Origin of the sequence: Cellvibrio fontiphilus, assembly GCF_042646205.1 — a bacterium.
GTDB lineage: Bacteria > Pseudomonadota > Gammaproteobacteria > Pseudomonadales > Cellvibrionaceae > Cellvibrio > Cellvibrio fontiphilus_A.
This window is the reverse complement of the sequence record NZ_JBHRTF010000006.1, coordinates 494,921-507,990: the sequence shown is the minus strand read 5'-3', so window position 1 is coordinate 507,990 and position 13,070 is coordinate 494,921. Positions and strand designations below refer to the sequence as shown.

The 13,070-nt window shown below is 48.9% G+C and carries 9 protein-coding genes; 4 read left to right on the top strand and 5 right to left on the bottom strand.

What is annotated here, in order from left to right; genetic code table 11:
* The first annotated feature begins 780 nt into the window (after window positions 1-780).
* Window positions 781-2,625 carry a DEAD/DEAH box helicase gene (locus ACFODX_RS16065; RefSeq protein WP_378121006.1) on the top strand — a complete coding sequence of 615 codons (1,845 nt, stop codon included), beginning with the start codon at window positions 781-783 and terminating at the stop codon, window positions 2,623-2,625.
* A 99-nt stretch (window positions 2,626-2,724) separates the two neighbouring features.
* On the opposite strand, the gene ACFODX_RS16060 is transcribed toward ACFODX_RS16065, so the two are convergent.
* A complete protein-coding gene (locus tag ACFODX_RS16060) occupies window positions 2,725-3,504 on the bottom strand; it encodes a hypothetical protein (RefSeq protein ID WP_378121004.1) in 780 nt (259 codons plus the stop codon).
* Between the two features lie 249 nt (window positions 3,505-3,753).
* Here ACFODX_RS16060 and ACFODX_RS16055 point away from each other — a divergent pair, with 249 nt between their 5' ends.
* On the top strand, window positions 3,754-6,171 hold the full coding sequence (locus ACFODX_RS16055; protein WP_378121002.1) for a TonB-dependent receptor: 2,418 nt from the start codon (window positions 3,754-3,756) through the stop codon (window positions 6,169-6,171).
* 107 nt (window positions 6,172-6,278) lie between these two features.
* On the opposite strand, the gene ACFODX_RS16050 is transcribed toward ACFODX_RS16055, so the two are convergent.
* Both ACFODX_RS16050 and rapA read right to left on the bottom strand, forming a co-directional pair.
* Entirely contained in the window at window positions 6,279-6,560 is a 282-nt protein-coding gene (locus ACFODX_RS16050) for a hypothetical protein (RefSeq protein ID WP_378121000.1), read from the bottom strand.
* Window positions 6,561-6,588: 28 nt separating this feature from the next.
* Complete coding sequence (gene rapA, locus ACFODX_RS16045; RefSeq protein WP_378120998.1) at window positions 6,589-9,543, bottom strand: RNA polymerase-associated protein RapA; 2,955 nt, start codon at window positions 9,541-9,543, stop codon at window positions 6,589-6,591.
* 143 nt (window positions 9,544-9,686) lie between these two features.
* On the opposite strand from rapA, the gene ACFODX_RS16040 reads away from it, so the two are divergent.
* Window positions 9,687-10,616 carry a D-hexose-6-phosphate mutarotase gene (locus ACFODX_RS16040; protein WP_378120996.1) on the top strand — a complete coding sequence of 310 codons (930 nt, stop codon included), beginning with the start codon at window positions 9,687-9,689 and terminating at the stop codon, window positions 10,614-10,616.
* Window positions 10,617-10,699: 83 nt separating this feature from the next.
* On the opposite strand, the gene ACFODX_RS16035 is transcribed toward ACFODX_RS16040, so the two are convergent.
* On the bottom strand, window positions 10,700-11,683 hold the full coding sequence (locus tag ACFODX_RS16035) for a malate dehydrogenase (RefSeq protein ID WP_324258894.1): 984 nt from the start codon (window positions 11,681-11,683) through the stop codon (window positions 10,700-10,702).
* Window positions 11,684-12,024: 341 nt separating this feature from the next.
* On the opposite strand from ACFODX_RS16035, the gene ACFODX_RS16030 reads away from it, so the two are divergent.
* Window positions 12,025-12,387, top strand: coding sequence for a YkgJ family cysteine cluster protein (locus tag ACFODX_RS16030; RefSeq protein WP_324258893.1), 363 nt, complete (start codon window positions 12,025-12,027; stop codon window positions 12,385-12,387).
* A gap of 52 nt (window positions 12,388-12,439) precedes the next feature.
* Here ACFODX_RS16030 and ACFODX_RS16025 read toward each other — a convergent pair whose 3' ends face one another.
* Complete coding sequence (locus ACFODX_RS16025; RefSeq protein ID WP_378120993.1) at window positions 12,440-13,057, bottom strand: dUTP diphosphatase; 618 nt, start codon at window positions 13,055-13,057, stop codon at window positions 12,440-12,442.
* Window positions 13,058-13,070 lie beyond the last annotated feature (13 nt).

Sequence of the window (13,070 nt, the reverse complement as noted above, 5' to 3'; positions counted from 1 at the left end):
AATTTAAAGCCCAATGTGTAGTCACGCTGAGTGCGTTTAATTCGAGCTGGGATAGTGTTTTCCAAAATAGGTCTCCAAGGTGTAAACCTATTTCAGGACGGGACAGCGGCAACAAAAAAGGCAGCAAGCCGCCAATAAACTGGCCTTATCGAGTTGAGCGCAAGGAAATCCAGTAAAACTACTCAGGGTTAATTGCGACCTGCATCAAATTTATCTGGCCTTGTAGTGCTCAAGTCCCTATAATTTGCGCACTTTCAGTGACCCCCTTCCTTGATCGTGAATGTCTTGCCGGGGTAATGCTGATACAGACGGATGTCTGAGGGCTGCCGGTTTACCAAGTTGGTAACGTTCACGCTGATTGATTCTGCACCACAATCTTTTCAGCCTGCCCCAAAGTATACAATCGGTTATGCAATACGGATGTTGTGGATTGTAGCTGTGTCTGCTTTGCAGATTACGCGGGAATTTGTTGATTAAATCGCTTTTTATGATTGCCCTTGTGCCCTGACTCGCGCGAGTTATTTTCACAGGCTTTTCAAACATCGTATGTTGCTCATACGCATAGCGATCCAATCATCGCTCCCACTTTATTGTGTTTGCCCATTCACTGTTTCGTTTTGCACGGGCGGCTTTACGCAGCTTGTTTAATTCGCGATGACTTTTGCAAACACGCCTTAGAAAATTTTATACACATCAATAACAAACCGCTGGAACTGCCACGTTCGGTTTTTACCTGCGCGTTTGCAATTGATAACGATGTTTACACCAACAGGTTATTACATGTCTGACACTATTTTGTTTTCCGATTTAGCCCTTTCTGCGCCCGTTCTTAAAGCCATTCAAAATGTTGGCTACGAAGTCCCCTCACCCATCCAAGCCGCTGCGATTCCAGTGCTTTTGGCGGGCGGCGATATTTTAGGTATGGCGCAAACCGGTACCGGTAAAACAGCTGCATTTGCTTTACCTCTGCTCTCCAAATTGGATTTGAGCAAAAGCGAACCGCAAATTCTGGTGCTTGCACCTACCCGTGAGCTGGCCATTCAGGTGGCTGAAGCCTTCCAAAAATACGCGGCAGAAATGCCCGGTTTTCACGTACTGCCTATTTACGGCGGTCAGGACATGACCAGCCAGTTGCGTCAATTAAAACGCGGCGTACATGTAGTTGTTGGTACGCCCGGCCGTGTTATGGATCACCTGCGTCGCGGCAGTTTGAATCTGAACAATTTGCAAAGCCTGGTATTGGATGAAGCCGACGAAATGTTGCGCATGGGCTTTATTGACGATGTGGAATGGATTTTGGAGCACACGCCAGCCACACGCCAAACTGCACTCTTCTCCGCCACCATGCCACGCGAAATTCGCAAGGTGTGCGACAACTATTTGCGCGATGCCAAAGAAATTAAAATCGCCAGCACCCAATCCACTGGCGACAATATCGAACAGGTATATTGGATGGTCAGCGGCACCAACAAACTGGATGCACTCACCCGCATTCTGGAAGTTGAGCCGTTTGACGGCATGATTATTTTTGTGCGCACCAAAACCGCCACCGTTGAGCTGGCTGAAAAATTGGAAGCGCGCGGCTATTCTGCCTCCGCACTCAATGGCGATATGAACCAGCAGTTGCGTGAACGCGCGATTGAGCGTTTAAAAACCGGCAAGTTGGATATAGTAATTGCCACCGACGTTGCCGCGCGCGGTATCGACGTTGAACGTGTAAGCCACGTAGTGAACTACGATATTCCTTACGATTCCGAAGCCTATGTACACCGTATTGGTCGTACCGGTCGTGCTGGCCGCAGCGGTAAAGCAATCCTGTTCGTTGCACCGCGTGAAAAGCGCTTGCTTTACACCATCGAAAAGGCCACTAAAAAGCCCATCACTTTAATGGAGCTGCCAAGCGGTGCGACGGTTACCAAACATCGTATCGACCAATTCACCCAACAAATTACCGATACCTTGAAAGAGCAATCGGATTTGAGTTTCTTCAATGATTTGTTGGCTGAATACAGCCACAAAAATGATGTATCGCCAGAAGAAATTGCCTCAGCCCTTGCGTATTTGTTGCAGCGTGAGCGTCCACTGCAGGTGAAATTTACCGACATCAAACCCGAGCGTAGCGAACGTCGTGACCGCGATGACCGTGGCGGGCGTGATGATCGTGGCAGCCGTGAGCGCGGCCCGCGTGAAGATCGTCCACGCCGCGAGCGCAGCGATGAAAACATGGATCGCTACCGCATTGAAGTGGGCCGCAACCATGAAGCGCGCCCCGGCGATATCGTTGGTGCCATTGCCAATGAAGCCGGCATCGAAAGCCGTTTTATCGGCCACATTAAATTGCACGATGAATTTTCTACCGTCGATTTGCCCACCGGTATTTCCAAAGACGTGCTCGCCAAGCTGAAAAAAGTACGCGTGCGCAATCGCCCACTGGAAATTTCATTGGATACTGGCCCACGTGGTGATGATTATTTCAGCCGTAAACCCAAGCGCGACTTTGGTTCAAGAGATGGCGGTTCGCGTGAAGGTGCTGGGCGTGAAGGCGGCGGTCGCGACAAACCTCGCTTTAATGATCGCGATAACGCCAGCAAAAAATCCGGCTATCGCCCAAAAAAGTTTGACTAATTAAACGCAGCTAAATAGCGATACAGGGGCGCAATTTATTGCGCCCCTTTTTTATTTAAAATAACACATCGCCAGTTTTGGATTTGATAATTTGAGCCGCTACTGGTTTTCAAACCGCAGTTTTCCATTCACAGCGTGATTAACGCGTTCCATCATTTCTTCTGATTCAGATTTACCACCGCAGGATGTCATATACCAATTCTGCGCTTCACCTGATATTGGCACCGATGAACGTAAACATTTGCCTCCACCTAAATCGACAATAGTGGCACCGGATGGATCCATGTGAGTTTTTGGGCCTGCATCTGCTCGCCGTAATTCAGGTTTGCGCTCCTCTGCTTGTAACGCTTGGCGCAACGCAGGATGAAATACATTGGCCGCAATACCACTTGTAGGTGTGTTTTTTTGAGCATTGTTATCAGTTTGAATAATGTCGCGCAGCTCTTCTGCATTCAGCCGCTGAAACACAGGGGTTTTTATCTCAGTTTTTTGGGGTTCTGGCACTGCTATATCCACAGGAGGGTTCGAGGTAGCTATTGTTTGTTGAGGGGCTGTCGCATTGTGCGAAATTGGTTGTTCTTCATCTTCATTATTGTGTAGAGGGAGTGGTGCTTGCTCAATCACAGGCTCTGTTTTAGGTAGCGGTTGAAGCTGAACTCTTAGTGTTATTGATTCAGGTTTTTTAAGCACAGCAACATTGTGTTGCCAATCGATTAACAACATGGACGCATGAATTGCGCAAGACACCAAAAGACCAAATATCAAATAGACCGGTGATCTTTTTGTCGCCGATGATACTTCCGGTGAAATTGCATCGGCGACCTTGACGTGCAAATGAGAGAGATCGACGTCCCAGTTATCAGGCATGGTAGCTAACATACTTGTAGTGCCATTGAGCGCATAGCGCCAGAGAAAGAACCAGTGATAAAAACTGTTTCCTAGACCTGCAAGCAGGTTAAAAGTTCGCGGGCTTGATGCGCGATTTATTTCACACTAACCCTTGGCGGGAGATTTCAATATTTTGCATAGGCCAGTGAAACAAAAGCGAAGCTGCTACGTATAGTTATTAACTTTCGAACCTTACCTAGCCCACACACGCGTGGATAAATCCAAGGAGTCGTTACACCCATGCCTCGCCATAAACACATTCACAGAGTGCATCGTTTTACTCGCACTTTGTTACCCATATTGCTCGCCGGATATGTCGGCCAAAGTCATGCGGATAGCGGGAAGATTCGCCTTACCGTGCTTGATGCCAACACCCAGCGCCCCATCGCCAATGCGTCTGTCACGCTGCAGTCTCGCGCGGGGCAAACCACCGAAGCCAATGCCAATGCGCAGGGTTTGATTGAGGTTGAGGCGCTGGACGCCGGTTTGTATACCCTCATTATTAACCACCCAAACTATCAAACTATGCGCCTGCCACGTGTGCGAGTGTTGGATAACAAAACCACGCCACTGGAAACCCAACTTGCCAGTCTGAATATCGCTATCGAAGAGCTGCTGGTGGTGAGGAAAACTATGCCCGCAAACCCGCTCAATGCAGCAGGCGCAAGTTTTATCGACCAGGAAGCGCTAAACAGCGCGGCCGGTAGCGGCAGTGATGTGCTGCGCTCGCTGGATGGTCTGCCAGGTTTATTTGGGGATGGCGCCTTCTCCAGCTTTACCGTGCGCGGTAACGGCCCGCGGGATAACCTGATTCTGGTGGATGGAATCCCCTTTGATAAGGTGGTGCACTTTAGCGATAGCTTTGGCGATTTGGAGGATATCGAAGGCGGCGGCCGCTATTCGGTGTTTGCGCCCAACACTATCGCCAACGCTGAATTTCAGCCCGGCGGTTGGAACCCGGCCTATGGCGGGCGCGCAGGCTCGCTGCTAAAACTGAACGTGGCTGAAGGCAACCCGGATACACCGTCTTATCGCACTCGCCTGGATATTGCCGGTATCGAAATTGGTTACGATGGACCGAGCCGCTTTCACGAGCAAACCTCCATTTTATTTTCCGCGCGCGATTACAATTTTGGCCGCCTGTTTGAAGCTATAGGCCAAGATGATATTGGCACCCCAACACTTACCGACATTATTTTTAAATCCACCACTGAGCTTAACGATCAAGATCAACTCAGCTTCCTGGCAATTTATGCGCCCGAAGAATATCAGCGCACATTGGACAATGTACTCGCCTCCGATGAAGATGAACCGGGAATTTATGAAAACGTCGCGCTCATAGATAGCCAAGCTGACAATAGTTTGTTTGCACTGACCTGGACGCGACTCATCGGCAGCGATGGCAAACTCACTAACCAAATTTACCGCCGCTACTACGATGAACGCATCAATACCGGTGAGGCTTACCCGGATTTGGTAGAGATGGATGCACAGCTCGACACTATTCCGGTACGCAATCCTATTCTGCGCTCTGCGGCGCAAGAGGAAGAGCTGGGTTTGCAAAGCGATTTTGAAATCAATAATCACTTTGGCCGTTTCTCTAGCGGTTTGCGTGTCACGGAAGTCGATTTGGCATTTGCCTTGAATTTGGATGATGACTGGATTCGCTACACCTATGATCAGAACGATTTTCGTGAAAATCCCGAACAGAAATATGTTGTGCTAAGCCCCGAGACAATTAACAATCGCTACGCACAAACCGAAACTAACTATGCGCTTTATGCCAATCAGGAATTTGCCGTAAATGATTGGAGTTTTCGCGCCGGAGCACGTTATGACCGCGATAACTTTTCCAACGAAAATTTAATCTCGCCGAGGTTTGGAGCTACCTGGGCCGCCACTAGCGACCTGCGTGTTACTGCCACCGCCGGCCGTTATTTTCAAGCGCCGCGTTTTAATGATCGCGCCAGTGACGCCAGCAATAGCCAGCTGGAAAATGAAATCATCGATCAATTTAGCCTCGGCTTCCTCTATCGTGTGGATTACAACCTGGAGTTACTGGTAGAGCCTTACTACCAGGAACTCAGCAACCTGGTGGTAAAAGCAGACAGGGTTAATCAAACCCAACTCAATACCGGCGAAGGTTCATCCTACGGAATTGATACAGCGCTGACGCGGCTATTTGATAATGGCTGGTCTGCCAGCATCAATTATTCTTACAACAACTCAAAGGTCCGTGACAATCCAACGGCAATGGAATACAACGCCGATTTTAATCGTCCGCATATTCTGAGTATTGGCGGCGTGTGGGAAATTAACCAGCGCTGGAAATTATCGTCACGCTGGAAATGGGCATCTGGCAAGCCAGACGATTCTTATATTATTCACGACAATGTGTTGGGCGCAGGCCAACCGCTGCGGTTTTCACGCGAGTCCATCGCTAACAATACTGAGCGATTCGATGATTACAGTTCGTTGAACTTCCGCGCTGACTATTTGCGCACTTTTGGCAGAACCAACGTGATTGCATTTATCGATGTGATTAATCTGCTCGGCTCAGACAACCCAAACAATAGCAATTTCAACGAGCGCAGTGGAACCGTAACAGATGATGAGGGTAACGCAGTACCCATTGTCGGGCTGATGTTTGAGTGGTAGAAGTTGAAGTTGAAGTTGAAGTTGAAGTTGAAGTTGAAGTTTGAATGGTAATTGCCACACACAAACTCGCAACCAGCAGCCATGAGGCTGCTGGTTAATATTGCAGATTATTCATCAAACATTTGAATCATATAGCCATCTTTAATTGCCTCTGCCATAGCCTTATCGGCGGCGATCACCCGCGGGGCACTGGTCAGATTGCTCGGCACCAGCTTGCGGTTTTCAATATCAATATCGGTGAAGCCGGCGCGCATTAAATACAACTTGCACAAATGTTCGGCGCCAAACAAATCGCGAAAATTGATGTAAACAATAAACGGGACCATCTGCCCTTCTTTGATATCATCAAACGCGCGTTTGGCTCGGCCATTGGCGGAAAAAATATACATAATAGTTATCCTGATAAAATCGCTTGAATTAAATGGTCATCACCACACGCAAGGCATCCAGGCGGATTTTTGCCTGGGAAAGAAAATGCTGGCTTGCAGCCAAACGTTGCGCAAGATAGTCAATCTCTTCCTGGCGAACATTCGGGTTTACCTCTTTCAGCGCTTTCATACGCGCCAACTCAGCATTTAATTGCTCGCTCACTTTGGCCTGGGCTTGCGCAATTAATTCCGCTTGTTTGGCCTGAGTTATTTCCTCGGCGGTCTGCACCATAGTGGTTAAGGTGGGGCGCGCGTGACGCACCAAATCTTGTGCGTTGTTGCGTGGCACTTTTTGCAAGAGTTTGCTCAACTGGGTAATACCTAGAACAGCGGACAAGTCTTTACCCTTATCATCCAGCAACACGCGCAATAAGGATTGTGGCATATAGCGGAACAACTGCAATTCCGCTGGTGCCGGGCAATGCAATACAAACAACGCCTCAAGCAATAATGAGCCTGGTTTCAACGGTGGCAATTTCAAGGTGCAGAAAGCCGTATTGCCAAATTCGCTCAGGCTAATTAAATCCTGCGCGCCCCGCACCAACGGGTGCTCCCAAGTAAGAAATTGCATATCTTCACGGGAGAGCGCCTGCTGCCGATCATAGGTGACCGTTAAACCATCTTCTGGCAAGCCGGGAAACTGCTCAATGCGCATATGATCACTGGGGTGCAGCACCAAACTTTTTTCACTGTGTTTTTCGTAGTCAATACCAAAACTATCAAACACCTGCTCCATGTAATTGGGCAGTGCATTGCTCAAATCATTTTGTTCCAAGGCATCAATTAATTCAGCTGCCTGCGCCGGCTTGCAAGAGTTCAGCTCCAGCAAACGATCGCGCCCCTGTTGCAACTGGGCGACTAATGCGGCAGCGTAAACGCGAGTTTCTTCTACCAGGCTGGCAAAAGCAGCTTCATCTTTATTCACCAGCGCAGGCAGGAGTGTATCGGCAAATTGCACAAACGCGGCCTGACCTATAGCACAGGTTTTTTCAAAGGCATTCAAACCTTGGTGATACCAGTCCAGCAATTTTTGCTGCGCCGTGTGCTCGTAAAACGGCACGTGGATATTCACTGTGGCGGTTTGACCGATACGATCCAAACGGCCAATACGCTGCTCCAACAAATCGGGGTTAGTGGGCAAATCAAATAGCACCAAATCTTGCGCGAACTGGAAGTTGCGTCCTTCACTGCCGATTTCAGAGCAAATTAGTACCTGGGCACCATCTTCTACTTCAGCAAAATAAGCCGCAGCGCGATCGCGCTCAATCAAACTCAAACCCTCATGGAATACTGCAGTGGTCAAACCTTTGCGCAAGCGCAGATATTCCTCAATGGTTTGCGCGGAATCTGCATTCGCACAAATCACCAATACTTTTTTGCGGCGATGTTGACGTAACCATTCCGCCAACCAAGCTACTCTTGGATCAAGCAGCCACCAGTCGCTTTCTGTTTTTTGCTGCCAGTAATGTTCAGCGCAAATTTGTGCCGCAAGTGATTGTGTTTGCAAGCTGTGTAAATCTTCATCCAACAGCGTCAAAGCATGCATCTGCAATTTACGCTCAGGAAAGCCGGAAACCGAGTTGCGGGTATTGCGGAACAACACACGGCCGGTGCCGTGGCGATCCAACAAATAATGAATAGCCGTATCAACCGCCGCACCAAGGCTTTGCATTTTCGCTTGAGTTTGCAGCTCATTAATGGTGTCAGCTGGTAAATATTCAGTGAGCGCTTTAACTAATGCTGGCGGGATTTCCTTGGAGCTGTCGCTATGGGTTTGTAATAACTCTTGAACCAAATTATTGAGTGGTTGATAGGCTTTTTGCTCAGCGATAAATTTTTCCAAATCGTAGTAGCGATCCGGGTCGAGCAAACGCAGCCGCGCAAAATGACTTTCCAAACCCAGCTGCTCAGGCGTCGCAGTGAGCAGCAATAACCCTTTGGCTTTTTGCGCTAAACCTTCAATACAGGTGTAAGCCTTGCTCGGCTTTTTATCATTCCACTGGAGATGGTGAGCTTCGTCCACCAACAATAAGTCCCAATCGGCAGCAACCGCTTGTTCATAACGGTATTTGTTTTTAGTGAGAAAATCTAACGAACAAATGATGAATTGCGCAGTTTCAAAGGGGTTGCTGGTATCTGCACTTTTTTCAAACTCATCTTCAAAGTCGTCAACAAAATCGACTGACTCTTCAACACTGTCCAAACCTACCAGGGCGTTACAGCGGGCTTCGTCCAACAAGGTAAATGCAAAATTAAACCGGCGCAGCATTTCCACCAACCACTGGTGCTGCAAACTGGCGGGCACCACAATTAATGCGCGCTGCGCACGGCCACTCATAATTTGTTGGTGCAAAATCAAGCCGGCTTCAATGGTTTTACCCAAGCCCACTTCATCGGCCAACAACACACGCGGCGCATGGCGCTGGGATACTTCACTGGCAATATAAAGTTGGTGCGGTAGCAATTGCACACGCGGCCCCGCCAGACCAAACATGGGCGATTGGCGATGCAGATTTTGGTAATGCAGGGTTTGATAACGCAGGGTGAAATGGGTGTGTTTATCAATTTGCCCCGCAAACAACCGGTCGCGCGGGGTGCTGAATTGCACAAAGCTATCCAGCTCAAATTCGGGAATGGCAACTTCTTCGTCGTCTTTTGTCAGGCCGACGTACATCAAGCAACCAGCTTGTTCGACGATACGGGTGATCTGGATTTTGGTGCCGTCCTGATGGCGAACTTTTTCGCCCACTTCGTACTTCACCCGGCTGACCGGTGCATTGTCCATCGCGTAGGTACGGCGCTCACCGGCGGCAGGGAAACTCAAGGTTAAGCGGCGGTTGGATACATCCAGAACTATGCCCAGCCCCAAATCTGCTTCTGACTCACTTATCCAGCGTTGACCTATCACAAACGCCGCCTCACCCGTAAATCTGGTTCTACTCACGCAATTACCTGCCTAGCCAATCAAAATTGTCGAAAAGGCGCGCATCATACTGTTTTAAGAGCCACAAAACCAAAAAATTTGGCTGTCTGCTGGCGTGCTTTTCTATAGAATCCCAGCAACAAGTCACCTCAACGGTAGCCTATATGCATATCAATACTCCCGATACCGCAAGTACACAGCGCCTTGAACAACTCGTCGCTAAAACTGATTTTTTACGCCTTACCAGCAGCAGCGAACACTACCCGAATGCTATGGGTATAGGACTGCCGTTATTGGTGGTGGAAACTGCCCTTTGCAGCGCCGTGGTCTCTCTTCAGGGGGCACACCTGCTTGAGTTCAAAACTACTAATGGTGATCCATTGTTATGGCTCAGCCCTAATTGTGATTTCACTCCGGGTGTCGCTCTGCGCGGTGGTGTTCCACTTTGCTTGCCCTGGTTCGGTGTTAACCAAGCCTACCCTGACAAACCCAAACATGGTTTTGCCCGCAACAATTTTTGGGAGTTGGGTGATGCCCACCTTTTGAGTGATGGCAATGTCGAGCTTGAATTTTTATTTCTGAGTGATGCCAACGAATTATTCCCTTACGATTTTTCTGCTGAATTGCGCATTACCCTGGGCAACAGCGCCAAACTTGAATTGACGATCAACAATACCGATACCGAAGACTTTGAATGCAGTTGGGCAATGCACAACTACCATCGTATTAACGCGCTGAGTGAAGTAAAAGTAACGGGATTAGCGGAACGCAAATATTTTGACAACTTTGAAAACTACACCGAAAAATTCCAATCTGGCGATGTAACTTTCCCCGGCCCGGTAGATCGTGTTTATCCCGCTGTAGAAAATGCTGTCATTATCGAAAGTTCACCGCGCATTGAAATCACCCATCACAACTGCCCCAGTGTAATCACCTGGAACCCAGGCACTGAAGCGGCAGGGAAAATTGCAGATATAGGTGCGGGTAACGAACAGTTTTATATTTGTGTTGAACGCGGCGCGGTATTGAAAGAAAAGTGGCACCTGACAGCTGGCTCGAGCCAGAGTGCGTGGATGGAATTCAAACAAATCTAATTTTTCTGCTTATAAAAAAATGCCGCTGTTTTTAACAAACAGCGGCATTTTTATTGGTTAACGGCTTATTCGTTAACGGCGAATTACGCTGGCAGCAATTCTTTTACTGCATCACGCTCTTCTTGCAACTCTTTTTCAGTGGCAGTCATACGCGCGCGTGAGAACTCATTGATTTCTACACCCTGCACGATTTCCCAATCGCCGTTTTTGCAAACACATGGGAAAGAGTAGATCAGACCCTTTTCGATGCCGTAAGAACCATCGCTGTAAACGCCCATGCTCACCCAATCATTGGCTGGAGTACCCAGTGCCCAATCGCGAATGTGGTTGATGGCTGCGTTAGCCGCCGATGCAGCAGAAGATGCACCGCGCGCAGCAATAATGGCAGCACCACGCTGTTGTACGGTTGGGATGTAATCTGCTTCGTACCAGGCTTGATCAACCAGGCTCAGTGCTGGTTTGCCATCAACCAGGGTGTTGTGCAGGTCTGGGTATTGGGTAGAAGAATGGTTGCCCCAGATCAGCGCTTTGGTGATGTTGTTAATGCTGGTGCCAGTTTTGGTAGCCAGCTGCGACAGCGCGCGGTTGTGGTCCAAACGGGTCATTGCCGTGAATTGACGCGGGTTGATGTCCGGCGCATTGCGTTGGGCGATCAGCGCATTGGTGTTGGCAGGGTTACCAACGACCAATACTTTAATGTTGCGTGAAGCGTGGTCGTTAATCGCTTTACCTTGCACAGAGAAGATTGCAGCGTTAGCAGCCAACAGGTCTTTACGCTCCATGCCTGGGCCACGTGGACGTGCGCCAACCAATAAGGCGTAGTCTGAGTCTTTGAAGGCAACCGCTGGATCATCGGTAGTAACAATGCCGGCCAACAATGGGAATGCGCAGTCGTCCAATTCCATCGCCACACCTTGCAGTGCTTTCAACGCTGGAGTGATTTCCAGTAATTGCAGGATTACTGGTTGGTCCTTGCCCAGCATGTCGCCAGCCGCAATGCGGAACAATAGGGAATAGCTGATTTGGCCAGCGGCGCCAGTGACGGTAACTCTTACAGGTGCTTTCACGATGAGACTCCATTTATTCGGGTGATATTGGAAGAAAACGAAAGTTCGGCATTGTGTGCCTGGGTATTACAGATAAGACGGGCGAGCATTATAGGCATTTGAGCAGAAAATTCACCCCATTTAACCCTGTGTTACGCCAGCAGTTGCTAATCCATCATGCTGAATCCAGATACGCTGTTGTCTGTAATAGAAAAGAACTCGATGAAATTGAAAAAATATTTTTACTACGCCCTATTGAATTTTTTAGGCGATAGCACAGAATCAGCACGCCGATGTTCTGTCGGTTCCAAGGGGATTCTCCCGATACCATCCATTTATTATCTAGTGTGGCGTGCACCAAAATGAGCCATGAATCACCCTGTCTGAGCTGTGGAGCTTGCTGCGCCCACTTTCGTGTGTCGTTTTATTGGGGTGAGTGCCAGAGCACTGGGGGCACAGTGCCAGATGAGCTGACACTGCAAATCAGCTCGCATCACGCCTGCATGAAAGGCACACAGAGCAACCCGCCGCGCTGTGTCGCCTTGGTGGGCGAAGTTGGCACACGCGTGAGCTGCAGTATTTATGAGAATCGCTCCAGCACCTGTCGCGAGTTTGATATTTTGAATGAAGATGGATCAGCCAACGAGGCGTGCACACGAGCGCGAGCACTTCATGGATTACCGCCAGTCAGCTTTGATAACGACAGGGAAGATTCTGCCGCTTAGTGGCTGCTATGAGTGCGCGCAACATCAAGCAGGCTCACTCATAGCAAACAAATCATGCTTGATAACGCGCTACCAGCGCGCGATATAGCTCATCTTTGAATTCGGCTTTGGTGGCATCCAGCGTCAGCACAACTTCCACCAAATGCTCATTGTCTTCCCGGCCATCATGCCAATGCTTGCGATAGCTGCCATCTTTATAGCCATGATCCTGACGGAAAAAATTCAGCACATTTTTGCCGACATAACCGCGATAGAGTTGATCAAAACTCATGCCTACACCGGCCATCAAGCGCGCAAATAAACCCAGGTGGAACTGACGGTCGCCTAGCGTGGCCGCGGCAAATTTTTCCAGATCCAGACGGAAATCTTGCTCGTCAGTGGCGATCACCAATTCGCTTTGAATTTTGTCGCTAATGTCGTCCAGCGAGGCACCTGACTGCAGCAAAATACTCAAACCAAAATGCCAAATGTCGATCAATTCCAGCGCGACTTGTTCGGTGTCGGGTGCTTGTTTTTTCCACCACTTCCAACCGTAATGATCCATAAGCTCCGCGCATTCCACCCAAATCGCGCGGTACCATTCATACCCTCGGGCGCGCCAATCCGCAGTCACTTTGGTGTTCATGGCATCTTGCAATTCAAGCATGATTTTAATTTGTTGGGCGTTCATGATTTTCTCTTTT

Excerpts from the sequence above, each read along its gene's own strand:
- ACFODX_RS16030 (WP_324258893.1), top strand. The coding sequence starts at position 12,025 with ATGAGCCATGAATCACCCTGTCTGAGCTGTGGAGCTTGCTGCGCCCAC.
- ACFODX_RS16050 (WP_378121000.1), bottom strand. The coding sequence starts at position 6,560 with ATGTATATTTTTTCCGCCAATGGCCGAGCCAAACGCGCGTTTGATGAT.
- ACFODX_RS16025 (WP_378120993.1), bottom strand. The coding sequence starts at position 13,057 with ATGAACGCCCAACAAATTAAAATCATGCTTGAATTGCAAGATGCCATG.
- ACFODX_RS16060 (WP_378121004.1), bottom strand. The coding sequence starts at position 3,504 with ATGTTAGCTACCATGCCTGATAACTGGGACGTCGATCTCTCTCATTTG.
- ACFODX_RS16055 (WP_378121002.1), top strand. The coding sequence starts at position 3,754 with ATGCCTCGCCATAAACACATTCACAGAGTGCATCGTTTTACTCGCACT.
- ACFODX_RS16065 (WP_378121006.1), top strand. The coding sequence starts at position 781 with ATGTCTGACACTATTTTGTTTTCCGATTTAGCCCTTTCTGCGCCCGTT.
- ACFODX_RS16040 (WP_378120996.1), top strand. The coding sequence starts at position 9,687 with ATGCATATCAATACTCCCGATACCGCAAGTACACAGCGCCTTGAACAA.